Source organism: Lentzea aerocolonigenes, from assembly GCF_000955955.1.
GTDB lineage: Bacteria > Actinomycetota > Actinomycetes > Mycobacteriales > Pseudonocardiaceae > Lentzea > Lentzea aerocolonigenes_A.
In genome coordinates, this window is sequence record NZ_JYJG01000261.1 from 1 (window position 1) to 25,557 (window position 25,557).

Consider the following 25,557-nt stretch of genomic DNA (forward strand, 5'->3'; position numbering starts at 1 on the left):
GATGTCGACGACGAGCGAGAGCCCTTCGCGGGACACCTTCCGCAACGGAGTCGTCAGCTCCACGTCGAGCGGCACCACGCCGATGATCTCCACGCACAGCGCGGTTTCCGACGCCCACACCCGCCGCAGGACCTCGTTGGCCCCGATCGTGAGGTGTTCCGTCACGACGCCGGTCCGCAGGTCGAGCGTGCGCCCCTGGGAGACGCCGTCCGGCAGTGTGATCCACAGGTCCACGTACGGCAGGAATGTCTGGCTGTACGGGCCCTCGAACGACATCAGCAGATCAGTGGCGCGCTGGAGGTCGCCGGAGAAGATCGCCGCGCGCACCTCGGCGAGTCGCTCGGGACCAGCTCCGGCCGCCAGCACGTCAGCCAGCGCGCGAGAAGGCCCGTCCGCGGTGCCGGACCACACCGTCGCGTCGTTGACCTGCACGCGGGACCGGCCGGCCCCGCCGAACACCATCGCGCCGAGGCGGCCGTTGCCGACGGGCAGCGCCTCGGTCCACTCCTGCGCCGGAGAAGGCCAGTTGAGTCTCATTTGATCCCCGTGAAGCCGATGGAGTTGACCAGCCGCCGCCCGAACACCACGAACAGCAGCAGCATCGGCAGCGCCGCGACCAGCGTCGCCGCCATCAGACCGGCCCAGTCCAGCGACGCCTGCGGTGAGGACTGCTTGAACACCGCCAACGCCAGAGTCAGCGGGCGCACCGACTCGTCGTTGGTGACGAGCAACGGCCAGAAGTAGTCGTTCCAGGTGGAGATGAACTGCAGCAGCGTCAACGTGGCCATCGGCGCGACGCTCATCGGCAGCACTATTCGGAAGCACACCCGCAACGGCCCGGCGCCGTCGATGATCGCGGCCTCCTCGACCTCGTGCGAGAGCCCGAGCATGAACTGCCGCAGGAAGAAGATGTTGAAGGCCGAGAAGAACGCGCCAGGCAGGATCATGCCGCCGAACGTGTTGAGCAGCCCCAGGTCCTTCATCAGCACGAAGTTCGGCAGCAGCGTGAACACCGACGGCACCATCAGCGCGGTCAGCAGGATGCCGAAGACGAGGTCACGGCCCCTCCACCGCAGCCGGGCGAACGCGTAGGCCGCCAAAGCCGAGAACACGACGGTGCACAGCGTCAGAATCCCGGCGTACACGATGGAGTTCCACAGCGCGAGCGCCAGGTCGATCTTCGCACCCGACCCGTTCTCCAGAGCGGCTTCAGCGGGTGTCGCGAGCCCGAGTGCGCGCTTGAACGGGCCCCACGTGAAGTGCACCGGTAGCAAGGACGACGGGTCCGTGGACATCGCGAAGTTGTTGGACAGCGCGGTCCTCAGGATCCAGTAGAACGGGAAGATCGTGACCAGCAGGATGACGATGATGTAGCTCCACGCCAGGCCCCTGCCGAGCCTCATCGATGTAGTCACCGAAGCTCCTCAGTTGGTGTCGGACTCGCTGGCGCGCGCCATCCGCATCTGCGTGAAGGTCACGGCGACGAGCAGCAGGAACAGGGCGAGTGACATGGTTGCGGCGTAACCGAAGTCGAACTGGCCGAAAGCCTTGTCGTAGATGTACATCTGCAGCACGAGCGAGGCGTCCGCCGGGCCGCCCTTGGTGCTGACCTGGACGATGTCGAAGATCTGCGTCGCGCTGATGACGTTGAGGATCACGACCATCACCAGGATCGGCCGCAGCAACGGAAGCGTGAGCGAACGGAACATCTGGAACTCCGACGCGCCGTCGATCCGGCCGGCCTCGTAGATCGACACGGGGATCGTCTGCAGGCCCGCGAAGATGAGCACCGCGTTGTAGCCCATGGACTTCCACACGTTCAGCGCGGCCAGTGTCGGCACGGCCCAGGCGTCGGAGCCGAAGAACTTGATCGGCTCGCCGAAGATCCAGGTGATCAGCTGGTTCACGATGCCGAGCTGCGGGTCGAGCATCCACGTCCACACCAGCGCCGTGACGACACCGGAGATGAGGAACGGCAGGATCATCAGCCCGCGGATCGTCGTGTTGACGTTCAGGCGGTGCAGCACGACCGCGGTGAGCAGCGAGATGCCGACACCCAGAATCGTGGTCAGCACGACGAAGTACGCGGTGACGCCCAGCGAGTGCCAGAACCGGCCGTCGTTGATCAGTTCCTGGATGTTCCGCAGGCCGGTCCACACCGGTGGGCTGAGGATGTGGAACTCGGTGAAGCTGAGGTAGACGCCGCGCAGCATCGGGTAGGCGAAGAACACGCCGAACCCGAGGATGGCGGGCGCGACGAGCAGCCACGCGATCCACGTGTCGTTGTGGCGGGAAGCGGGGCCCTTGCGGCGGCGGGCTGTGGGTGGAGGCGCCGTGGTGGCAGGTCCACGCACGACATGGGCGCTGGAGTCTTGCACGGTCGTCACCACGACGCCTCCTGTTCTTGGGGTGGGTTAGATGCGGATGCTGTCGACGTCGAACACGGAGTCGTCGGGGTTGCCGAAGCGAATCGTGTTGTTGCCGGCCAGCAGGTAGATCGGGACGGTCATCTTCTGCGCCAGGCCCCAGTTGTCGTCGTTCGCGCCGGCCACGGGCAGCTTGAAGCTGGTGCCGTTGACCGTCACGATGCCGGTGCGGCTGGAGCTGGCGTCCACGTAGGACAGTTCGACGAGGTAGGTGCCTTCCTTCGGCACGTTCACCGTCGGCATCGTGAGAATGCCGCTACCGCCGATGTACCCGACCTTGTTGCCGCTGGAGCACTCGCAGCCGTAGACGGTCGCACCGCCGCCGAGGCTGCCCTTCTCGGCCTCATAGGTGACGGAATCCTTGGGCGTCACATAGGAAACCGGCTTGGAGCGGTTGCCGTTCTGCACCACGGTGAACTCGTAGGAGGTCGCCGGGGTGAGGCCGGTGATGTTCGCGTTGGTGCTGGTGGTCGTGGCGACCTTCTTGTTGCCCGCGTAGACGTCGTAGCGGACGCCGGTCTTGCCCTGCCACTTCAGCGCGATGCTGGTCGGCGTGGCAGCGGTGCCCTGGACCACGGCCGGGGAGACGGCGGCGCGCGGGGTGATCTTCAGCAGCTTCGAGCCGTGGACGGGCAGGTCGGCGCTGAACGAGCCGTTGGCCTGGCCGATGTCCTTGCGCGACCACACATCACGGAGCTTGGCGTTGCCGTTGATGCCGAGCTGCGCGAAGTCCGCGGTGACCTTGGCGGGCGTGGCGCCGAGGTTGAACAGGGCCACGGTGTAGCTGCCGTCGGCGTTGCGGGCGTACCAGACCTGCTGGTCGGAGCGCTGGTCCACCGGACGGGCGGGGATGCCGGCCTGGTTGATGCCGATGACCTCGTCGTTGGTGAGCAGCTGGTAGCCGTAGTCGTCGATCTTGGTGAGATCGTCGCCCAGGTAGAGCGGGGAGTTCGAGATGGCCCACAGCGTCATGTAGCTCTGGCGTTCGGCCTCGGTGATGCCGTCCATCTCGCCGTTGCCGACGTTGAGGCTGTCGAGGTTGTTCCAGCGGCCGGGGCCGACGTCGTCGATCCACTGCACGACGTCGTTGAAGCGCTGCTTCACCGAGTTGTTCCAGCGGACGAGCGTCTCGCAGTAGCACTCCACGTCGGTGTCGATGCGCCAGCCGTTGGTGTTGGCCTTCCACACGTCGGCCTGGCGGTGGCTCAGCGCCCACGAGATGAGGAACTCGATGGGGCGGCCGGTGTTCTTGAGCGCGGTGTTCCACGCCTTGACGTCACTGGTGTTGTCGAAGCGCTCGCCGCCCTTGAAGCTGCCGGGACCGACGCCGTCGAGCTTGAGGAAGTCGACGCCGTAGCCCGCGAGGACCCCGGCGATGGAGTCGATGTACTTCTGCGAGCACGGGTTGTCGAAGTTCATCTTGTAGGCCATCTCCCACCCGTTGGTCTTGCGCAGGTCCGGGTAGACGATGTCCTTGGTGGTGCAGCCGGGGGCGTTGTAGATCGGCGTCTTGCCGTCGTTGTACGCCTTGAGGTCCAGGCCGACCGCGAGGTAGGAGCCGTACTTGAGGCCCTTGCCGTGCACGTAGTCGCCGAGCCACTTCATGCCGTGCGGGAACTTCTTGGCGTCCGCGACCGGGCGGCCGTACTCGTCGAACGAGCCGAGCCAGCCCGCGTCGACGTTGACGTGGTTGTAGCCGTGGCTCTTGAACCTCGCCGCGAGGACGTCCGTCTGCTGCAGGACGTTCTTCTCGTTGAGGAAGCTCGCCGGGCCGTCCGGGTTCACGCCGGGGTAGTTGGTCGCCTGCAGGCTCCAGCTGCTCCAGCCCATGTAGGGCTTGTCGGCGATCTTCTGCTGCTGTTGTGCTTCCGGTGCTTGGGCCACTGCTGCGGGGACCGCGATCAGCGACGCGAGCAGGCCGGCAACGACACCTAACGCTCTCAAGACCACTCCTTTGTGATTTTTCAGGCGACCCGGAGGTCGTCCATTGCGTCGCGGTCCCAATCAATGCCGAGACCTGGCGTGTCGGGCGCGAGCGCGTGTCCGTTGTGGACGGTCATCTCGCTCCGGGTGATGGCGCGCAGCTGCGGGATGTGCTCCACGTACTTGCCGTTGGGCAGTGCGGCGGCGAGGCTGACGTGCAGCTCCATCAGGAAGTGCGGGCAGACGTCGGCGTTGAACGCCTCCGCGGTGTGCGCGACCTTGAGGAACGGCGTGATGCCGCCGATCCGCGCCGCGTCGACCTGGATGATCGAGGCGGCACCGCGTTCGAGGTACTCGCGGAACTGGGCGACCGAGTACAGCGACTCGCCCACCGCGATCGGAATTGTTGTCTTTTGGGCGAGTTTGACGTGTCCGCTCACGTCGTCGGCCGGCAGCGGCTCTTCCAGCCAGGTCAGGTTGACGTTCTGGAAAGCCTGCGCGCGCCTGATGGCCTCGGCCGCGGTCATGGACTGGTTGGCGTCGACCATGATCGCGAACCGCTCGCCGACGGCTGCTCGCACCGCCTCGAGGCGTTCGACGTCCTCGGTGAGGTCGGGCTTGCCGACCTTCATCTTGATGCCCTGCCAGCCCTGGGCCGCCGTCTCCTTGGCTCCGGCGACGAGCTCCTCGGTGGACAGGTGCAGCCAGCCGCCTTCTGTGTCGTACAGCGGCACCTCCTGCTTGTGGCCGCCTGCCATGCGCCACAACGGTTCCCCGGCGCGCAGGCAGTGCAGGTCCCACAGCGCGGTGTCCACAGCGGCCAGCGCGAGCGAGGTGATCGCGCCGACCGTGGTGCTCCGGGTGCTGGCGAACAGGTCCTGCCAGATGTGCTCGATGCGCCGCGCGTCCTTGCCTTCGAGGCGGGGCAGCAGGTGGTCCTTCAGGAGAGCGAGGACCGAGCTGCCGCCCGTGCCGATCGTGTAGGCGTAGCCCAGTCCGGACAGGCCGTCGTCGGTCGTGATCTCGACGAAAACGGTCTCCTGCTTGACGAACTGCTGGACCGCGTCCGTGCGCAGGGTCTCGACGGGAACGTCGACCTGGAACGCCTCGGCACGTAGGACCTTTGCCACGCCAACTCCTCGGATCTCTGATCCTATAGGATATTTGCGGGCATTGAACGCGGGCGTTACAACGCTGTCAACCGTCGTTTGGCCACGCTCCCACGTCCCTGAGAGCGTTTACAACGGGCACGAGCGACCGGAATCAGTTCCGGTCCTCCGATGTCTGCAGCTCACAGCCGTGGTCGCTGCTGTTCGTACCTGTTGAAGTGTGAGTGAAGATGTGAGCGTTTCTGTCCGGTTGTCAGACGCTGTCGTCCTGGCAGGCCGGTGATCCAGAATGAACACATGGAGGGACCGGGCGACGACGCCACCACGTCGAACGTGGTCGAGGGCGACGTGTTCGGGACCGTCGTGCAGACCGGCGACATCCACGGCGACCTGCACATCCACTCCGCACCCACCCGTCGGCGACCGGCGACGATCGCCCACCGCCTGACCCGGCGGCCGCCCTGGCTCGCCACCGTGCTCGGCTCCCCCGGCCTGCTGGTCGACGAGCGGCGAGTGATCACGGTCGCGGACGTGTCCGGCTCCGTGCGAGTGCGGTTCCCGCACGCTGACGTCACACGGGAAGCCGTCGTGATCGAGCGGCATCAGGACGTCTCGGTGCTGCGACTGGCCGAGCCCGTGGCCCTGACCCCGGCTCCCCTGTCGTCTCGCGAAAGCCTGCGGAGCACGACCTCCGACGGTGTCGTGTTCGACCACGACCTCGAAGCCGTCGTGGGCCTCGTCGCGCCGGACGGCCGAACGCTGCCCGTCACGCTGCCAGGGTTGCGCACCGGCTGGAGACTCGATCTCGACGCCGCCCTGCAGACGCACTGGCTGCCCCGCGCACATGGTTCCGAGGTGGAATCCGACTCCGGCGAGTCGTACTTCACCGGCCGCGAAGCCGCCCGCCAGGCGATCCACGACTGGGTAGCTGCCGACTCGCCGCTGCTGGTCGTCACCGGCGGCCCCGGCTCGGGCAAGTCGGCGGTGCTCGCCCACGTGCTGGTCACAGCGGGTTCGTTCGACATCGCCGTCCACACGTCGGGCCTGACCTTCGACGACGTGCTGGCCCGGCTCGCCGCTGGCGCCGACGTGGACGCCACCACGTCCGCCGAGCTGATCGTCGCCCTGCGCGAACTGGATCACGTGCCGGTGATCCTGGTCGACGCGGTCGAGGAGGCGGCGAGCGTCGACGCCGCCCGTGACATCGCCGCACTGCTCCGCGACCTGGCCACCAGCGGTGTCGCCCGCGTGCTGGCCGCCGTCCGCACCGCTCCGGCAGGCAGCGAGCGAGCCAGGATCCTGACCGCGTTCGGCCGGTCAGCCCCTCGGATCGACCTCGACTCGCCTCAGTACCTGCACAAGCCCGACGTCGTCGACTACGTGTGCCGCCGGCTCCCTGGACTCTCCCGCGAGGATGCGGGCCTGATCGCGGTACGAGCTCAGCACAACTTCCTGATCGCCCAGCTGACCACCCGCTGGCTCGCCGGCCGCGAGTTCGACGTCTCGGAATTGCCTGAGACGGTTGGCCAAGCGCTGGACAAATACCTCGACGCGTGCGGACCGGACAGGGCACTGGTGCGGCGGGTGCTGACCGCCTTGGCGTTCGCACGAGGAGAAGGCCTCTCCCGTGACAGCACCTGGCTGACCATCGCCGACGCGCTCCACAGTGGACACCGGCACACACTGCTCGACCTGGACACCGTGTTCCAGAGCGCGGCCAACTACCTCGTCGAACGGCACGACGGCCAGTACCGCCTCTACCACCGCGCGCTGGACGAACACCTCCAGGAACACCACAGATCACCAGAAGCCGCCATCACCAAGGCCCTGGCGCAGCACAACTGGAGTCCGTACACACTGCGGCACCTACCGGACCACGCCGTGGCGGCAGGCATGCTGGACGAACTGCTCGACGACCTGGATTTCGTCGTGCACGCCGAACCGTCCGGACTGCTGGCCTCCTTGCGGCACACCAGAACCCGGCACGGACGGCTGGTGTCCTCGATCTACCGGGTCTCCCAGCACCTGCATGTTGAGGCCGACCCGAGCACACGACGTCGTCAGCTCGCGGTCGACGCGGCCCGGTTCCGCGCGAACGACCTGCGCGACAAGCTCAACGCACTCGACGAGTCGAGCTGGCAGGTCCGGTTCGCCACCGGACACGGGGTCTCCCCGGCCACGGTGGCGATGCTGTCCGGTCACACCCAGCAGATCAGCGACCTGGCCATCGCGGGCGAGGTCGCGTTCAGCTTCGGCAGCGACGCGGTGCGGGCGTGGGACCTCGCCGATCTGCGGCAGCTGGCCAAGTTCGAAGGCGACGTCACCTCCCTCGCCGCAACGGTGTGGCGGGGTACGCCTGTCGCGCTGATCGGCTGCGTGGACGGAACCGTCCGGTTGTGGGATCCGGCCGAGGACCGTGAAGTCGGCAGAATCCCTTGCCCGGACCGCGAAACCGCGGTCACCGACATCATCGTCTGCGACGACGTGGTCGTGACGGCACACCGCGCCCCGGGCTGGGAAGGTCTGACGCTGTGGCTGTGGGACCTGCGGACCCTGGAGTCGGCAGGGCGCTGTCACACCAACTTCCGCAGGGCGAACGAGGTCAGCCACATAGCGGTGGCAAGGGCGGGCACGAGGCTGATCGGGGCGGTCACCGACTCCAGGGATGATCAGGTGGAGGTCCTGGACCTCGGGGCGGGCAGGCAGGTGGGGCGGATCGCCTTCGAGGAGTCCCCTGGCTGCTTCACGATTGCCGAGGTGGACGGCAAGCTGATCGGCTTCAGCGCCTCGGAGTCCACGATCGAGATGGTGGACCTGCTGAATCGGCGATCACTGGGCCGGATGAACGCCGACGACGACATCGAGACGCTCGTGGCGGTCCGGCACAGGGGCGGGACGGTGCTGCTGGGCGGGACGGTGAACGGGTCGGTGTGCAGGTGGGACGTCGCGACCACCAGGTTGATCAGCGAGCTCCGCACCGGGCACGACGACGTGAACTGCCTCGCTGTGGCGACGGTGCACGGAAGGTTCCTCGCACTCACGACCTCCTGGCCGGACTCGTTCTCCGGCGTGCCGGACCAGCGGATCGGCGTGCTCGACCTGGACACGACGCCGATCCCGGAGGTCGCGGACCGGTCCACCGGGACGGTCAGCGAGGTGGCGATCTCCGAATTCGAGGGTGGATCAGTGGTGTTGGCCGTCCAGCACGACCCGGTGGTGCAGCACTGGAATCTCGCCGACGGGCAGCATCTAGGCGCGATCTACACCTTCCCTCACGGTTCCGACCAGATCAGCGCGGTCGGAACACCGGCGCTCGCCGTTCACGAAGCCGCGGAGATCTGGGACCTCACCGAACAACAGCTGGTCGGCAAACTCGACTACCGGGCCATACGCCCGACGGTCGCCATCGCCGAAAGCGACGGCAAGGCGGTCGTGGCGGTGTGCGACAACGCGTTTCTGGACGTCTGGACGGTGACGCCGAGGAAGCGTGCCTGGAAGCCGGTCGGGAAGGCAGACCTGGACAGTTCTCTCCCGCAGTACGTCAGCTCGGCCGCGATCGGCCGCATCGACGGCCGTCTCGTGGTGGCGATCGGATTCACCGCATCGCCGAGTGCTCCTGGAGCAGTGCAGGGGCTCGAGGTCTGGGACCCGGTTTCGCGGCGCGACGTCGTGAAGATCAGCACAGGACATCCCGGCGGAATCTGGGCACTGGCGCTCGCGACGGTCGGCGGACATCTGTTCGCGGCCACCGCTGCGTACGAAGACCCGGTGATCCGGATCTGGGACCTGAGCACCGGACGCAGTCATGGCGGGCTCGCCGGACACGAGGACACGGCCACCAGCGCGATCATGGCCAGCCTGGGCGGCAGGACGACCGTCATCACGGGTAGCTTCGACCGGACGATCCGGTTGTGGGACCTGGAAACACAGGAGTGCGTGGAGGTCGTGCGTCTGCCGGAGAGGGTCACCTGCATGGCGATCGGTGGCCGTGGCACGCTCGTCTTCGGTCAGGGTTCCGACGTCGTCGCGATGAGCATGCCTGGGCTGACCGCGCTCACGCCTTCTCAGCGGCCTCTTTGAGCCGCGCCAGTGTCGACTCGATGTTGGCCTGATTGGTGACGGCGCGGTTCTTCACACCCGTTGCCAGCACGGTGATCGGCACGTACCACGAGGGACGACGGTCCCAAGTGGACTCCGTGACGCGGCAGCCGGAAGCGGTGGGTTCGATGTCGTACTGCCAGCGCGACACGGCCATGCCCATCGAACGAACCTCGAACGCGAACCGTTGAGCGCTGCAGTCGGTGACGATCGCAGTGGTCGGCCACACCCGCCAGCCACGGCGGTTCAGGCCGCGAAAGCGAGCTCCAACGGAAGCGCCGGTGGCACCGAGCCACCGGCCTCCCGAGTACTCCTCCGCGACACCGCTCAGCCCTCGCAGGTCGCTGACCAGGTCGAACACTCGCTGCGGTGAGGCAGCAACGTCGATGTGCGCGGTGGCGTCAGGTGTCATGACGCCGAACTTACTACCAGTAGGTAACTACTTCCAGATCCTCTCAATCGGTGCAGGACACGGGTGAGTCGAAGTGGCCCGGTGTCGTGGGATAGGCGGGGCCGACGCCGTGCTGGTTGTTGTCGGCCGGGTAGACCAGCGCCAGTTCGCGGAACGCCGAGGTGCCGCTGGTCAGCGCGTCGTTCACGGTCTGGCCGGCACCGCTGCCCCAGGCGAGCTTCTGCAGGAATGTCTGCATGCCGGGGCTGTGCTGGCGGATGTCGTTGTAACCGCCGTAGGACGCGGGACAGTGCGTGTACAGGTTGTACGCGCCGTTCCAGTCGATCAGGCGATCACCGGGGTTGGGGCCGTTCTGCGCGCGGTCGGCCTGGAGCACGTCGCGGTCCCAGCCGCCGTAGATCCAGTCCGTGCCGTCGTGGTGCTGGTTGTCGGCCAGCGTGGACGGCACCGCGGGGTTGTCGTTGGTCTTCTCGGTCATCTCGAACCACAGGCACGGGTCGATCGCGCCGTCGCCGAGCGTCTGCGGCCACAAGCCCTGCGCGCAGTTGCCCGGGTAGGAGCCGCGCGGGTTGAAGTCGAGGACGTCGGACCCGAGCGCACCCTGTTGCGACGCGGCAGAAGTACCGCCGACGCCGCCGAAGGTGTGGTCGACGAACCTGTCGTTCGTGCCGCGCGAGGAGGCGTCGAACGTGCCGTTGGTCAGACAGTCCGGGGTGGCGGCGTTGACCACCGGGTCGCAGCCCTTGCCGCCCCACAGGACGTCCGCGCCGTCGCCGCCGAACGTCTGGTCGCCGCCGCTGTCGGCGTTGACCAGGTCGTCGCCGAAGCCGGCGTGGATGTTGTCGTTGCCCTGGCCGCCGCGCATGCGGTCGTTGCCGCCCTCGGCGATGCCGTTGTGCGGCATGGCAGGCGCGGAAGGACCGCCGACGAACTGGTCGCCGTTGACGTCGTGCAACAGGTCGGCGCGGCGGTCGTAGGCGTCGGCGCGGAAACCCGTGTACGACTCCTGAGGCACCGAGCTGAGCTGCGACGTGAAACCACGAGCGGCCACGTCGTTGGCGTTCATGTACTCGTTGACCACGCCACCGCGGTCGCCGAGCATGGCGTCCTCGCCGTCGCCGCCGAACATCACGTCGTCGCCGAGTTCGCCGTACATGTCGTCGTCGCCGTTCTGGCCGTACATGGTGTCGTTGCCGTCCTGACCCCACATGCCGTCGTTGCCGTCGTCGCCGTACATCGTGTCGTTGCCGAACGCGCCGAGCACCTCACACGTGGCCTGAGCCGTGGTGCAGAAGCGTGTTGACGGACCGATGTCGGCCACCCGAGAAACCGTGGCGTCTGAAGGCACCGCACCGGACTTGTAGCGCTCGGTGTAGACCTGTTCGGTCATCGACCCCGGCTGGCCCTGCAGGGTGCGCCTCAGGGAACCGTTGTCGCCCAGCTGAACGTCGTCGGAACCGTTGCCCTCGAACGCGTCACCACCGTCGCGGAAGCCCTGGATGGTGCTGCCGCCGATCATGTCGTCCTGACCGTCGGGTGCGTCGCCCACGAGCTCCGCACTCGGAGTACCAGGCCAGCCGGGATCCGCGAGAGGCACGACCGTGGTCTCGGACGACGGGGAGCCGAGCCCGCGGTCACCGCGCAGCACGTCCGCGCCGCCGTTGCCCTCGAGGTAGTCGGCGTTGCCGTCACCGGCGAGGAAGTCCCCGCCGTCCTGGCCCCACAGCACGTCCACGCCCGCGCCACCGGACATCCGGTCGTCGCCGTAGCGATCAGCCGGTCCGGCCTGCAGGTCGTAGCGCTTCACGATCCGTTGTGCGGCGGGGTTTCCGCCGGCGGAGGACAGCCTGACCGTCGCGCGGGTCGGGACCTCCACCAGCGCCGGGCGCAGGATCACGCCGTTGTCGCCGATGGCCACGTCGTCGCCACGGCCGCCGAACACGGCGTCAGCGGAGTCCAGCTGGCCCACGGTGTTGTCGCCCGTGCCGGACAACGAGGTGTTGCTGCCGCCGACCAGATCGTCGTTGCCGTCGTCACCCTCGATCCAGTCGACGCCCTGCGAGCCCTCGACGTAGTCGTCGGCGTTGTCGCCCTTCAACCGGTCAGGCCCGGCCTGGCCGATGATCACGTCGTTGTCGTTGTCACCGTCGACCTCGTCCGGGCCGGACGAGTCGGCGTGCGGGGTGAGCCCGAGGTCGTACAGGGAGATCGCGCGGGCGGTCATCCCGCGTTCCTGCACGACCCGGTGTGGCGTTCCACCGCGCACCAGGCTGCCGTTGTCACCCAGCACCACGTCGGAGTCGTTGTTGCCGTGGATGACGTCACCGACGTCCGGCTGGCCGACACCGGGTGAGTCCTCGGTCGACGAACCACCGACGAGGTCGTCCTGGCCGTCGTTGCCGTCGATCTTGTCGCGTGCCGGGCCACCCTCGGCGTAGTCGTCCGAGCCGTCACCGGTGATGGTGTCCTCGTCGCCCTGGCCGTAGATCACGTCCGAGTCGTCACCACCGCTGATCTTGTCGCCACCGGAGGTGCCCGCGGCCGGCGTGTACCCGAGGTCGAGCAGCTCGACCTTGTGCGACTTGGCGAATCCGCGACCGGTCGTGACCGGTGTGGCGTTCGCCGCGTCCACAAGGGACAGACGGGCGTTGTCGCCGGCGATCAGGTCGGATCCCGAGTCGCCGAACAGGGTGTCACCGGTGTCCGGCCGGCCCGCGTTGCCGGCCACCTCGGAGCTGCCACCGATGATCCGGTCCTGGCCGGCGTCACCGTGCACGAGGTCGTCGGCGTTGTTGCCCTCCAGGTAGTCGTCCTGCGGGCCACCGAACACCTCGTCGTGCGCGAGACCGCCGAACGCCCGGTCTTCGCCGTCACCACCGAAGACGAAGTCCGCACCACCAGCGGCGGGGTTCGACCCGTCGAGGTCGTTCGACCCGTCGAGGTCGAACGGCCCGTCGGCGCCGTTGTCGCCGATCACGATGTCGTTGCCCGCGTCGCCGTACAGGAAGTCGCCGACATCGGGCTCACCGGCCTTGCGCGTGCCGCCGATGACGCGGTCGTTGTCCGGGCCACCGAACGCGTGGTCGACACCGTTGTTGCCCTCGATGACGTCGTCCTGCGAGCCACCGTAGAGCGTGTCGTCCTCGTTGTTGCCGAACAGGTTGTCGACACCGGCGTCGCCGTACGCGAGGTCCTTGCCTCCACCGCCGTACACGACGTCGTCGTCGTTGCCGCCGGCCAGCACGTCGTCACCGAGCTGTCCGCACACGCGATCGTTGCCGGACTTGGCATCGACGTTGTCCGCGGCACCACCGGCGGCGACGATCTCGACGCCGGTGCCACCCGTGATCAGGTCACGGCCGTCCTGACCATCCAGAGGTTCGGCGGGCGGCATCGACACGGGGTCGCTGCTCGGCGGCGTGCACGGGTTGGCGTGCTTGTCACCGAAGATCTCCGCACCACCGTCGCCACCGATGACGTGGTCGTTGCCGTAGCCGCCGACCAGCAGCTTCGACGACGGCGTGACACCGGCCGGCCGCACGCGGTGCTTGACGTTGCGAATCGGGCCGAAGTCACCGGAACCGATCTTGTCGTCCACATCGGACGGTTCCGCGATGACGTAGTCGTCCTGCGGACCGCCGTACACCTCGTCCTTGCCGTAGCCGCCTGTCAGCACGTCGTCGTTGCCGCCACCGCGGATGTCGTCGACCTGTTCCTTCAACGAGTGCCCGGTCACGAAGTCCACGCCCTGGCTGCCGTACACGGTGTCCGAACCCGTGCCGGTGTCCACGACGTTGATCGCGTCCTTCGCGTTGTCGCCGTTGAAGCCCATGTCCACCGGGCCCTTGGCGTCGACGTCGGTCGCCTCCTCGGTGCCGGTGTAGATCGTGTCGTCGCCGGAACCACCGGAGATCCGGTCGCTGCCGGTTCCGCCGATGATCGTGTTGGCCTGCGCGACGTACTCCGGCTTGCCGGGGTTGCTCGCCGCGAGCGGGCTGTCGGAGCCGATGCCGATGTTGTCGTCGTCGGCGCCGCCGTCGATCCGGTTCTTGCCGAGCCCGGCCGCGATGCGGTCCTTGCCCGAGCCGCCGGACACGAAGTCGTCCGCACCACCGACGGTGATCGTGTCGTCGTCCGCACCGCCGTCGACCACGGCGTTGCCCTTGCCGCCGAAGGCAGCCGCGAGGTCGCCGGTCGTGATCTGGTCCTTGCCGGGACCGCCGTTGACGACCGACTTGCCGATACCGGTCTTGAACGCGTCGTCGCCGGTGCCACCGGTGACCTCGACGTCCTTGTCGAACGGCTTGGCCTCGGCCTTGGCGTCGTCCTTGGCACCGCTCTTGTCGCCGTCACCCTGGAAGACGAAGATCCGTTTCCCGGTGTCGCCGGTCGCGTTGCCGGCCACCTTGGTCAGGCTCGAGTTGCGGAACTCCTCGCGGTAGCCCAGCGCGCTCACCGCGAACCCGTCGAAACCGCCGCCGTCCTTGACGATCTGCGTGACGGTCCACTTCTCCTCGTTGGAGTGCGACTTCCACTCGTCCGCACCGCGGTTCTTGGTCTCGTCGCCGACGTGCAGCACCAGTGTGGTGCCGTCCTGGGCGACGTGGGCGAGCTTCGGCGGTTCCGGTTTGCAGTTCGGTTTCACGGAGAAGTCGAGCAACGTGATGTCGGCCAGCGTGAAGTCGAACGAGACGCTGAAGATCGAGAACCCGAGCGTGATGTACACCTTCAGGAACAGGCTGAGTCGTCCGTCCATGTTGAACAGGCACATCGGGTTGTTCAGCGCCACCTTGGAGAACTCGAAGAACCGGAACTTGCCGTCGTTGTTCGGGTCCGCCCAGGTGAGGTTGATCGTCAGCGCGACGCCGCCCTTGATGCCGACCTCGATCAGCACCACGCTCACCGCGGCGCCCGCGGCCAGCTCACCGCGGAACGTCACGACGGGCAGCGGCTTGCCGGACTCGTCCTGGGTCACCAGGTAGATCGAGTCCAGGATGGTCGCGGCATTGCCGGACTCGACGGCCTTGCGGATGCCGAACGTGTCGAAGCCCGCCCGGAACCGCGCCTCGACGGACGCGCTGCCGGAGATCGTCACCAGCACCGGCGGCGGCGCGTAGACCGGGCCGAACGACTGGCTGTAGGAGAAGCCGAGGCGCAACGGGCCCGAGTCGAACCGGATCAGGTCCACGTCCTGGCCCATGATCAGGCCGAACAACTGGGACGGGTTCTTGAGGATCGGGAAGGTGAAGCCCGCCTTGTTGCCCTCCTCGCCGTCGGACACGATCTTCGCGCCACCGGCCGACGCGTCGATCTTGGACGCGAGATCGCCCGGTTTGAGGTCGATCTTGTTCGGGTCGATCAGCGACGCCGCGTTGTCCGGCGAGTTCGTGGTGGTCTTCGCCTTGTCGCCGAGGACCGAGAAACTGCCGATGTCCACGGCACCGCCGTTGTTGACGATCTTGCTGATCAGCTGGATCGCGCGCAGGACCTTGTCCACGAACTCCAGGTCCGGTCCGCCCGCGATGGTCGAGAACTCCTTGGCGATCGTGACCAGGTTGACGTCACCGCCACCGACGGCCCTCGACAGGTCCGAGAGCACCGGGATCGGCGCGTACAGCTGGTCGATGATCGGCTGGATCGGCTTGGTGAACAGCGCGATCTTCTCGACGATCGGTTTGAGCACCTCGCCGAGGAACTTGCCCGCGTTGAGCTGGACGTTGTTGAACGCGATCTCCGGCGTGCCGTCACCGGGCTTGCCGCCGAACGCGTTCCACTCCCACTTGAGGTGGAACCAGCCGTTGATGCCGGGCAGCGGTCCGGCGGTGACGTCGAAGTCCCAGTCGATGCCGACCTTGGCCTTCAACGACACGTCGGTCACCTGGCCGATGTCGGCGAGGTCCGCCAGCGTGATCCGGTCGTCGTTGCTCGCGCCGCAGTTCTCGAAGCACGCCGCCTGCCCCTTCTTGTGCAGGTCCACGACGAACGTGCCGGCGAACAGGTCTGTCGCCCCACCCGCGTGCTGCTTGAGGCTGGCGTCGAGGAACGCGAGCCGCGCCTTCATGTCGTTGGGCAGCGTGAAGCTGAGTTTGACCCCCAGCTCCGGGTTCGGTCCGTCGTGAGTCGCCACGTAGAAGCCGCTGCTCTTGTCGACGCCCACCTTGACGTGCAGGTGGTAGGCCAGTGCGGCCTTCATGTCCGGCGCGCCCTCGGCGGCTTTCAGGGACAGGCCCGGAATGCCGATGTCGAGCGGGCTTTCCGGCGTCAGCGTTTCCTTGGTGCAGTCGTCACCGAAGACGTCGCCGTCGCACACGTCGAACGTGAACGTGGCGCCGGTGATGTCGACCAGCGACGCCGCCGCCGGGCAGTCCGTCAGCTTCGGGTTCGACGTGGCGGGCACGTAGGCCGCGCCGTTGGGTGTCGCCTTGTCGTCGAACTGCACGTCGTTCGCGGTCAGGTCACCCTTGATCACGACCCAGTTGTTCGCGTTCGGGTCGGTCTTGCGGATGATCTTGTACCCGGTGGCGTACTGCGACTTCGTCCAGTTGATCCGGTTGAAGTTGGTGCCCGTCAACGGATCCGCGCCAGTGGTCACCTCGGCGACCGCTGGTGGCGCGTCCTTGTTCTGGGCGGTCGCGACGACGCCGTAGACGTACTTCTTCGTCCCGGCCGTGCCCTGGGTCGTGACCTTGGCGCCGGTCGCGGGCAGAAGTGTCGCGTCACAGGTGAATCCGACCGTGACGGCACTGCCGACCGCGGTCTTGAGGTGGTCGTTGACCCACGTCTGGAGCTCGCCGGTGTTGTTCACCCGGCCGCCGCCCGGCAGGTGGGTCATCGCCTCCTGGATCTTGGTTCTGAGCTGACCGAACTTGTCGGCTCCCTGCTGGATGTCGTCGCCGACCAGCGGCAGCTTGCCGTCGAACGCCGCCGTGCGCAGCGCCCGTTCGATCATCGCCAGGTACTTCTCGATGCCGTCGCCGAACTGCGAGAAGTCCAGCAGCGCGTCGAGGATCTTCTGCCCGATGTCCGTGGGCATCTCGAACCGCTTCACGCCACCGGGCAGGTCCGGGCTGAACGAGAAGGCCTGGTCGAAGTCGCTGACCTGACGCGGCAACCGGACGATGAACGACTCACCGGGGCTGGACAGCTTGGTCCAGTTGGTGTTGTCGGAGCTGACGAACACGGGCATGACCGCGCACAACGCGAGGTCGGTGCCCTGCGCCGGGTCGCCCTGACACGTCACCGGCTGGTTGTCGCCGTTCAACGTCAGGGACACGCCCTTGATGAAGTCGGTCAGCGACACCGGGTTCTGGCCGGAGAAGCCGAGGTGCGCGTTGTAGTGGGCGTTCGCGACGGCCTTGTCCGTGCCCTTCGGGTTGCCGAGTGCGATCGACAGCGGCCCGACCGACGACTTCACGACGCCGCTGATACCGCCGTGCGCCGTGATGTCCACAGTGGAATCGGGCAGGACCTTGAGGCCACCGGCGTCGTTCGGCCCGTCGCCTGCCTGCAGCGGCAGCACGAACCCGATCTTGGTGGAACCGGTCAAAGCCAGATCCGCCGTGGCTTCTCCTTCTGCGCCGACGAGAGACCGCGCGGTGCCCTTGTCGTCGGTGAACGAGAACCGGACCGGTTGCGAGGTCGCGACCTTCCGCTTCACGTCGATCTTCAGCACGACGGACGGCTTCGAGTCCACGACCTGGTAGGCGAACGAGATGCCGCTGCCGGTGGGCAACGCGGCATTGAGCTGCGTGACCAGGTCCTGCAGGTAGTCCGGCGGCGAGGCGGTCAGCTTGTCGACCGCGTCCTCCAGCGGGCTGCGGAACGCGTACGCCGTGCCGTCCGCGGGCACGTTCTCCCACGTCTCGGCCAGCAGCACCCGGTTGTTGGCGGGGTCGGCGGCCGCGACGACCATCACCTGCGTGCCGACCAGCACGGCCCGGCCGCGCAGGTCGGGTCCGAACGCCTTGTCACCGGTCCTGGTGTCGTCGCGCAGGAAGCCGACGTTCACCCCGTTGACCGTGGTGTTGCCGTACTTGCCGGTGCCCGCGTCCGCGCTGCCGAGCAGGTCGGTCAGCGACTTGCCGACGACCGGCAGCGGCGTGGTCAGCGCGGTCTTCACCTTGCCGTCGCCGTCGACGGTCTGCAGCGAGCTGTTGAGCACCTGCAGCGCCTTGATGATCTGGCCGAACATCGCGCGCGGGTTGTTCGGGTCGAAGTCGAACGCCTTGGCCTTGTCGAGCGCGTCGAGGCCGGTGAACTGCACGTTCGCCGGGTCGGAGATGTCCGGCATGGTGACGCCGACCTCGACCGGGCCACCGAAGAAGTCGGTGATGCCGGGGACGTCGAGCTTCACCGTGGCGGTGGCCTTGGCGCCGACCGACACGTCCAGCAGGTTCTCGGGTTCCGCGGCGGGGGTGTCCGGGTTGTCGACGATCTTCGCGAAGACCTGCGACAGCGGCAGGTCGCCGTCCGCGTCACCGGCCTTCTTCAGGCTGATCGACAGCATGTCCGCGGACCCGTCCTTCGTGGACATGTGCAGGTCGCCGGACATGTGCACCTTGAGGTAGCCGACGCTGCCGTTCACGTCGACGTTGGTGTCGACTGCCGCCGACGCTTTGAGCAGCTGGCCGCCCGTGCGCAGCAGGAACCGGTCCGGCGTGCGCGGCAGGCTGGACACCAGGGTCGTGGTGCCGTCCGGGTTCTTGTCCGCGAACGGGCAGCCGGTCGCGGCGGCGTCCGGGTCGAGCGGCTTGCACGCGTCACCCTTGATCGGGTCGCGCAGGTCGAGCACCACCGTCGCCTTGGCCTCGTAGGACGGCTTGACGGTCGCGGTGGCGTTCAACGCGTTGGCGCCCTTGAGACCTTTGCCCGCGAAGATGTCGCCGAACGTGACCTGGCCGGTCATCGGGTCGGGCGCGTTCACCTTGTACGGCGAGTGGTCGACGGGCTTCCCGCCCTGCCAGCCTTCTTCGAGGGTGATCTCGTCCGCGGTGTTGCTCTTCACGACGCCCTGCGAGGTTCCCGCGGACACAATGCGCCCCTTGAACCCGTCCACGGTCCACGGCTTGGCCTTGCCGACGTGCTTGAGCGTGGTGTCGGTGTAGGTGACGTTGTCGCCCTGTCCCGAGGTCAGCTCGGCCACGACGTCCAGCGGCGCGCCGTTCTGCGGCGCGTCCTGCTTCATCGTCAACGTGAACTCGAGCTTCTTCACGTCGTCGCGGTAGTTCACGCCGGTCACCGCGATCGGGCCGGCGTTGAGCTTGGTGAAGAGGTCCTGGATCGAGCTGAACTTCGGCAGGCCCGCCTTGGCCGGGTCTTCTTCCGGCTTGAAGACGTTGTCGTCGACGAACTTCGCGAGCGCGCTGCCCGCCTTGACCGCGTCGGCGACCGTGCCGCGCATGAACGGCAGGTTCACGTTGCCGACCGGATCGGCCGTCGAACCCCACTGGGCGCGCTGCACGGCCTCGATCGAGTTGACCAGGTGGCTCAGGCCCTCGAGCAGGTCGCGCGGGCTGAGCGTGGTGAACTTGTTCAGCTGGGCCAGGTCCGGGCCGGTGACGCTGATCGACGGCGCGCCGCTCGCGATGTCCGGCCATTGCACGCCGATCGTGCCGGTGAGCCCGCCGACGTTCGCGCCGGCGAGCTGCTGCGAGGTGAACTTGAGGCTGGCGTCGACCTTGCCGGCCGGGTTGCCGAGCCCGATGTGGAACAAGCCTGCCGCGGCACCGGATTCGGTGATCTCCGTGAGCTTGCCGTCGACGTTGGGGTCGTCGGCCGTCGCGGTGAGGTTCGCTTCGACGGTGACGTGGCTGGCGCCCTTGTCGAGGTCGACGCCGAGGATGCCGAAGCCCGCGGTGGGAACGGCGTCGGGGTCGAGCTCGCCCTTCGCACCGACGGTGAACTTCGGCGAGTCGCCGTCCTTCACGAGCCAGAACGAGTTCGTGGACTCCTGGTAGGCGAAGTGGAACTTGGCGTCGAGCGTGAACGTCACGTCCACGGCACCAGACGTGGTGAAGCTGACCGACGGGTCGGCGACGCTGATCGGCTGCTTGTCGGCCACGGTCGTGACGTGCAGCGTGGCGTCGACGCGCTTGATCCCGTTGGTGTCACTGGTCTGGATCGTCAGCGTGCCCGGTCTGCTGTCGCCGAGCTGGTAGCTGCCCGCGAGGTCGGAGAAGTTCTCCTTGCCCTGCAACGGGTCGTGCACCGTCTTGGCCACGAGATCGCCGAAGCCGAGCGCCGCGCCGGGACTGACGCCCAGGAACGGGAGCGCCTCCCCCAGCTTGCCGACGTTCGCGAGCTGTTTCGAGAAGTCACCGAACGCGCTGATCCCCGCGAGGATCTTCTGCACGTCCGGAGCCTGCGCTGTCGCCGGTGGGCTCACGACCACCAGCCCGAGCAACGCCAGCGCGCCGCTGGTGAACGCCGCTACTGCCCGCCTGCTGCTCCGCGAATACCGCATGGCCGACCCGCCCTCTTGACGGCGTGGCCCCCGACGCCTCGCTGCCAGGTCAGTTGTCCGTTGTGGAGTGACGCAGGGCACACCTGTGCCGCCACCCGGTAGTCGGCGGTCCACAAGGAGGCGTTACCGATGGTTCGACCGGTCGTCCTCAATCACCCGTTCGGCCGACCAGACACCTACTGGGAGTGGGTCAGCTCCCGAACGGGCTTGCCCTGGACGAACGCGTGGATGTCCTCAACGGCCTCTTGAAAGTAGGTCCGGTAGTTGGTCTCGGTGACATAGCCGAGGTGCGGGGTGGCGAGGACGTTCGGGAAGGTGCGGAGCTCGTCGTTCAGCGGCAGCGGTTCGGTTTCGAACACGTCCAGGCCCGCGCCCGCGATCCTGTTGTCGCGCAGGACTTCCACCAGCGCCTTCTGGTCGACGATGGCGGCGCGGGAGGTGTTGATCAGGAACGCGCCCGGCTTGAGGCGGGCCAGTGCCGCCGCGTCGACGAGGCCTCGGGTGCGGTCGCTCAGCACGAGGTGGACGGACGCGAAGTCGGACTGTTCGAGCAATTCGTGCAATCCGGATGCCATCCGCACGCCCTCGGCTTCGGTGCGGTCCTCGGTCAGGTTCTGGCTCCACGCGACCACGTCCATGCCGAACGCCTTGCCGACGCGGCCGACCGCCCTGCCCAGGTTGCCGAAGCCGATCAGGCCGAGGGTCCTGCCCGCGAGGTCGACGCCGACCGTGCTCTGCCACGGACCTCTGGCGTGGAAGTTCGCGTTCTCCGTGACGAGGTGCCGGGCCAGGCCGAGGATCAGCGCCCAGGTCAACTCGGTCGGCGGGGTCTTCGCGCTGCCGGTTCCGCAGACCGTGACGCCGTGTTCCGCCGCGGCTTCGAGGTCGATCGAGGCGTTGCGCATGCCGCTGGTGATCAGCAGCCGGAGCTTCGGCAGCCGGCCGAACAAGGCGGCGGTGAACGGGGTGCGCTCCCGCATGATCACGACGCATTCGGCGTCGGCGAGCGCAGGTGCCGGGTCGTCGAGGTGCTCGCGCAGCACGGTCACGTCGAGGCCCGACCAGTCGGCGTTCGACAGGGCCACACCCTGGTAGTCGTCCAGCACCACGCACTTCATGGATCAATCATCTCAGAGCGCCCCGCACGATGATCTCCACCAGCGGCCGGGGATCGAGCGCCTCACCCCGCGCGAACTGCTGCAGGAACAGCCCCTGCACGCACGCGCCGAGCGTGTCCGAGGCCGCCAGCGGATCCCGCGCACCGAGGCCTGCCAGCGCCGGAACGAGCATCGACGCCATGGTGGCCCGGCCGCGCAGCAACGCCTGCCGCACCTGAGGATTCGTCGCCGCCTCCACCCACAGCACCATGCGCGCCTTGACCATGACCGCGTTCGGCCCGGTCATGAACCCGTAGAGCCGGCACAGCTGGTCGATCAGCTCTTCTGCCGATCCGGGCTTGAACGTCGACTCGATCTGGGGAGTCTCGCTGCGCACCATCCAGTCCACGACGCCGTCGAGCAGGGCGGCGCGGCTGCGGAAGTAGTTCGACGTGGAGCCCTTCGGCAGATCGGCGCGGTCGTCGACGCGGGCGTGCGTGAGGCCGCGCAGGCCTTCGGTGCCCAGCAGCTCGACGGCGGCGGCGAGAGCGCGGTCCCGGTTCGTCACGGTTCTACTATAAACGTAGTGACGAGACACTACGAACGTAGTACCGTCGATTCATGACAGCGACAATCGCCCTGGCGGGCTGGGTGCTCAACATCATGGTCGGGCTGGTGATCCTGACGGGCGTGCTCCGGGCGCGAAGACACGTGCCACCACTCGCCTACTACCACCTGACGACCGCGTTCGTCGGGCTCGGCTTCTGGATCGCTTTCATGGCAGCGGGTTCGGCCCTGCTGGCGTGGATCGGGTTCGGCATCCTCACCCTGCACAACGCTTTCGGCGACACGATGATGGTGAAGGGCTGGCGCAGGCGGAATCCCGACGCGCCCGGAAACGCCTACTTCCAGGCGGCGAAAGCAGCGGCGAGGAAGCCGTTGCTGCTCGCGCACGGCTTCCTCGCCCCGGTGGCCTGGTTCCCCGCCCTGGCCGCCGCGATCATCAGCAGTTAGGACGCGTGGCCTTCCCGGCGAAGCGGTCGCCGAGCCAGAGCATCGCGTTCGAACCCCACGCGCTGACCGCGCTCACGTGTCCCAGCAACGGAAGCGGCGTCCACTGCACGTCCGCGCCGAGTGAGCACCACTGTGAGCGCAGCTTCTGCCCGACGCTGAACGGGATGAGCTCGTCGAGAGTGCCGTGGTAGAGGTACACGGGTGCGGCCGGCTTGACCGAGCCGAGCGTGTTCTCCTTCAACCTGTTCTGCCACAACGGGTTCTGGATGACGTCCGGCTGGGTGGTCAGCTGGTTGAGGCGGGTGAACGGTGCCACCAGTGCGATCTCGGCGACGCACGAGCCGCGGATCTGGTCGATGACCTGCTTCCCGCGGGCGTTCAGCACGTCGGTCAACGGCAGTTCGGGGTAGGCCGCTGCGTATCCCGCCGCCGCCGCGAACACGAGGCCGGATCCGGCGTTGCCGTCGTTGAACTTCGCGACCGCGTTCAGGTCGGCCGGCACGCCACCGGCCGCGACGCCGACGACGTTCAGCGAAGGCGCGTAGGACTTCCACTGCTCAGCGGCGGCCGAGGCGGCCTGACCACCTTGCGAGTAACCGAAAACGCCGACCGGGGCGTCCGCGGACAGACCGGGAATCGCCTGAGCCGCCCGTGCCACGTCCAGCAGCGCACGACCTTCCGAGCGGGACACCGCGTAGGTGTGATCCCCTGGCGTGCCAAGGCCTTCGTAGTCGGTGACGGCGACCGCCCAGCCGTTGAACATGGCCTGCGCGAGGAACGCGATCTCGACCTCGGTGCCGTTCTGCAGCTGCTGCGACGGCGCGCACTGGTCGCCCATGCCCTGCGTGCCCATCGCGTAGGCGACGATCGGGCGCGGGCCGTTGTTCCACGGCAGCGGCGAGACGAGCACCATGCCGGACACGACGTCGCTCGCGCCCGTCGCGGACGTCGAGTTGTAGCGGATGTCGTAGGCCTTGACCGGGGCGGGCAGGAGTCGTAGCGGCTCCGGATGCCACGCCACCTCCCTGCTGCTGACCAGATCGCCCGGCGCGGCCGCCTCAGCGGGTGTGACCAGGGCGGATAACAGGAGAACGGCGGCGAGCACGGCACGGAGCTGCATTGGTGGACCCCTTTGTGGTAACCGGCGTTACCGCAATGTAGGACCGAACGTCGTAACGCCGCAATAGGCTCTTCGGCTTTATGGATTCACACCTTGAGGGACGGTCTACGGATTGACGGCGAGGAACAGGAACGCCGCCAGCAGCACCAGGTGCACGCCGCCCTGGAGGCGGGTCGCACGGCCGGGCACGACGGTCAGGACGCTGACCAGAACCGTGAGCAGCAACAGGATCATCTGCATCGGGCCGAGCCCGAGCAACAGCGGGCCGTCGAGCCACACCGTGGCCAGCGCGATGGTCGGAATGGTGAGGCCGATGCTCGCGATCGCCGAGCCGTAGCCGAGGTTCAGGCTGGTCTGGATGCGGTCGCGCAACGCGGCGCGGGCGGCGGCGATCGTCTCGGGCAGCAGCACCAGCAGTGCGATCACGACGCCGACGAACGACTGCGGGAACCCCGCCGCGCGCACACCCGCCTCGATCGCGGGCGACTCGATCTTGGCGAGGCCGACCACGGCGACCAGGGCGACGAGCAGGAACCCGAGCGACGCCAGCGCGGCCTTGCCGGACGGTGCTTCGGCGTGTTCCTCGGTCTCGATCACGCCCTCCTCGGTGACCGGGAGGAAGAAGTCGCGGTGCCGGACGGTCTGGGTGAACACGAACATCGCGTACAGGGCCAGGGAAGCGAGCGCGGCGAACGCGAGCTGCGGGGCGGAGAACTCCGGGCCGGGCGTGCTGGTCGTGAACGCCGGCAGCACCAGCGTGAGAGTGGCGAGGGTGATCACCGTGGCGAGCGCGCCGCCGCTGCCCTCTGCGTTGAACAACGTCGTGCCGTGCTTCAAAGCGCCCAGCAGCAAGGCGATGCCGACGATGCCGTTCGTGGTGATCATGACGGCGGCGAACACCGTGTCGCGAGCGAGTGATGATGCTTCCGGACCGCCGGAGACCATCAGCGTGACGATCAGGGCCACCTCGATGATCGTGACCGCGACCGCGAGGACCAGCGATCCGAACGGCTCCCCCACCCGCAGCGCGACGACCTCGGCGTGGTGCACGGCGGCCAGCACGGTCGCGGCGAGCACGACGGCGACCAGTGCGACGAGCACGGGTGCGAGGTCACGCCCCCAGGCCACGACGAGGAGCAGCACGCCGAGCACGGGGGTGATGGTCGTCCAGGACAGCAGCGGGAAGCGCGAGATGGCGGCCATCGGCACACCCTCGCACGTCAGCCGCCCAGGCCGCCATTCGGCGCAACACCCATTTCACGCACAAGAAAATGTGCAGCGGAGCGCCCCTGCCGCGCCCCGCTGCACATTAATAGCCGGTGCTAGAAATCAAAGACAGCACCGGTGTGCGCCAGCATGACGCACGAGTTCGGGTAGGTGTGCACCTGGTCGACCGGTTCACCTCGCCAGAAGCCGAACATCCGCACCTCGACCGGCGCGTAGATGAACGTGCAGGCGCGGTCGTCCGACCGCATGGCCCGCAGGTCGGCAGCGGCGGAGGCGAGCGTCGCGCAGGCGAGGGCCCTGCGCGGGTGGTTGTCGCCTCGTTCGCAGGTCAGGACGGTCGCCTTGAAGGCGTTGTCCTCGACGTCCGAGTACTGGACGGTGAGCACCAGAGCTGTATCCCGGTGTTGGGCCGGGGCTGCCTGCGAGGTGCCGGCGAAGGCGAGAAGTGATGCGAGCACTGCAACGATCGCAAGAATGCGGCCGGACATGAAAGCGGTCCTCCTGAGACCTCACAAAAACGGGCCGGTTCTCGGCCGACGGAGATGTTGCCAGCATGTTTCACGGTTGCGAAAGGGGCCAGGAAACGTTCACCGATCACATTCACGCGCTGCGCCGAAAGCGTGATTGGGCCGAATGGCTGTGTGCCAGGACACGTTCACCTCGACACAG

Annotated in this window: 14 protein-coding genes; 2 read left to right on the forward strand and 12 right to left on the reverse strand. The window is 67.6% G+C overall.

Annotated elements, in window-relative coordinates:
• From UK23_RS30625 to UK23_RS30645, 5 genes are all read right to left on the reverse strand, one after another.
• Positions 1-537 (reverse strand): glycoside hydrolase N-terminal domain-containing protein (locus tag UK23_RS30625; RefSeq protein ID WP_045315164.1); only part of this gene is annotated, 537 nt, incomplete at its 3' end.
• On the reverse strand, positions 534-1,415 hold the full coding sequence (locus UK23_RS30630) for a carbohydrate ABC transporter permease (RefSeq protein WP_052685206.1): 882 nt from the start codon (positions 1,413-1,415) through the stop codon (positions 534-536). The genes UK23_RS30630 and UK23_RS30625, both read right to left, overlap by 4 nt.
• Before the next feature lie 9 nt (positions 1,416-1,424).
• Positions 1,425-2,387 (reverse strand): carbohydrate ABC transporter permease, encoded by a 963-nt coding sequence (locus UK23_RS30635; RefSeq protein WP_196777950.1) that lies wholly within the window; start codon positions 2,385-2,387, stop codon positions 1,425-1,427.
• A 27-nt stretch (positions 2,388-2,414) separates the two neighbouring features.
• Positions 2,415-4,370, reverse strand: a complete 1,956-nt coding sequence (locus UK23_RS30640; RefSeq protein WP_196777951.1) for a CBM35 domain-containing protein — start codon at positions 4,368-4,370, stop codon at positions 2,415-2,417.
• Positions 4,371-4,390: 20 nt separating this feature from the next.
• Complete coding sequence (locus tag UK23_RS30645; protein ID WP_045315166.1) at positions 4,391-5,479, reverse strand: mandelate racemase/muconate lactonizing enzyme family protein; 1,089 nt, start codon at positions 5,477-5,479, stop codon at positions 4,391-4,393.
• A 276-nt stretch (positions 5,480-5,755) separates the two neighbouring features.
• On the opposite strand from UK23_RS30645, the gene UK23_RS30650 reads away from it, so the two are divergent.
• Positions 5,756-9,538: an AAA family ATPase gene (locus UK23_RS30650; RefSeq protein WP_045315167.1), complete on the forward strand. Its 3,783-nt coding sequence runs from the start codon at positions 5,756-5,758 to the stop codon at positions 9,536-9,538.
• Here the strand turns inward: UK23_RS30650 and UK23_RS30655 are convergent.
• The 4 genes from UK23_RS30655 to UK23_RS30670 form a co-directional block, all read right to left on the reverse strand.
• Complete coding sequence (locus UK23_RS30655; RefSeq protein WP_045315168.1) at positions 9,513-9,968, reverse strand: SRPBCC family protein; 456 nt, start codon at positions 9,966-9,968, stop codon at positions 9,513-9,515. The two genes, UK23_RS30650 and UK23_RS30655, sit on opposite strands and share 26 nt — an antisense overlap.
• A gap of 43 nt (positions 9,969-10,011) precedes the next feature.
• A complete protein-coding gene (locus tag UK23_RS30660) occupies positions 10,012-20,430 on the reverse strand; it encodes a calcium-binding protein (RefSeq protein ID WP_045315169.1) in 10,419 nt (3,472 codons plus the stop codon).
• Positions 20,431-20,606: 176 nt separating this feature from the next.
• Complete coding sequence (locus UK23_RS30665; RefSeq protein WP_045315170.1) at positions 20,607-21,548, reverse strand: D-2-hydroxyacid dehydrogenase family protein; 942 nt, start codon at positions 21,546-21,548, stop codon at positions 20,607-20,609.
• 7 nt (positions 21,549-21,555) lie between these two features.
• Positions 21,556-22,095, reverse strand: coding sequence for a TetR/AcrR family transcriptional regulator (locus UK23_RS30670; protein ID WP_045315171.1), 540 nt, complete (start codon positions 22,093-22,095; stop codon positions 21,556-21,558).
• A 53-nt stretch (positions 22,096-22,148) separates the two neighbouring features.
• Between UK23_RS30670 and UK23_RS30675 the strand changes: the two genes are divergently transcribed.
• Positions 22,149-22,541 carry a hypothetical protein gene (locus tag UK23_RS30675; protein WP_045315172.1) on the forward strand — a complete coding sequence of 131 codons (393 nt, stop codon included), beginning with the start codon at positions 22,149-22,151 and terminating at the stop codon, positions 22,539-22,541.
• Here the strand turns inward: UK23_RS30675 and UK23_RS30680 are convergent.
• The 3 genes from UK23_RS30680 to UK23_RS30690 form a co-directional block, all read right to left on the reverse strand.
• Positions 22,531-23,661: a lipase family protein gene (locus UK23_RS30680; protein WP_045315173.1), complete on the reverse strand. Its 1,131-nt coding sequence runs from the start codon at positions 23,659-23,661 to the stop codon at positions 22,531-22,533. The genes UK23_RS30675 and UK23_RS30680 overlap by 11 nt on opposite strands.
• A gap of 105 nt (positions 23,662-23,766) precedes the next feature.
• Entirely contained in the window at positions 23,767-24,864 is a 1,098-nt protein-coding gene (locus UK23_RS30685) for a calcium:proton antiporter (protein WP_045315184.1), read from the reverse strand.
• Between the two features lie 119 nt (positions 24,865-24,983).
• Complete coding sequence (locus UK23_RS30690) at positions 24,984-25,346, reverse strand: SSI family serine proteinase inhibitor (protein WP_045315185.1); 363 nt, start codon at positions 25,344-25,346, stop codon at positions 24,984-24,986.
• Positions 25,347-25,557 lie beyond the last annotated feature (211 nt).

What these genes read in the sequence shown, in the direction of transcription:
- UK23_RS30685 (WP_045315184.1), bottom strand. Translation starts at nt 24,864, where the DNA reads ATGGCCGCCATCTCGCGCTTCCCGCTGCTGTCCTGGACGACCATCACC.
- UK23_RS30665 (WP_045315170.1), bottom strand. Translation starts at nt 21,548, where the DNA reads ATGAAGTGCGTGGTGCTGGACGACTACCAGGGTGTGGCCCTGTCGAAC.
- UK23_RS30660 (WP_045315169.1), bottom strand. Translation starts at nt 20,430, where the DNA reads ATGCGGTATTCGCGGAGCAGCAGGCGGGCAGTAGCGGCGTTCACCAGC.
- UK23_RS30675 (WP_045315172.1), top strand. Translation starts at nt 22,149, where the DNA reads ATGACAGCGACAATCGCCCTGGCGGGCTGGGTGCTCAACATCATGGTC.
- UK23_RS30680 (WP_045315173.1), bottom strand. Translation starts at nt 23,661, where the DNA reads ATGCAGCTCCGTGCCGTGCTCGCCGCCGTTCTCCTGTTATCCGCCCTG.
- UK23_RS30655 (WP_045315168.1), bottom strand. Translation starts at nt 9,968, where the DNA reads ATGACACCTGACGCCACCGCGCACATCGACGTTGCTGCCTCACCGCAG.
- UK23_RS30650 (WP_045315167.1), top strand. Translation starts at nt 5,756, where the DNA reads ATGGAGGGACCGGGCGACGACGCCACCACGTCGAACGTGGTCGAGGGC.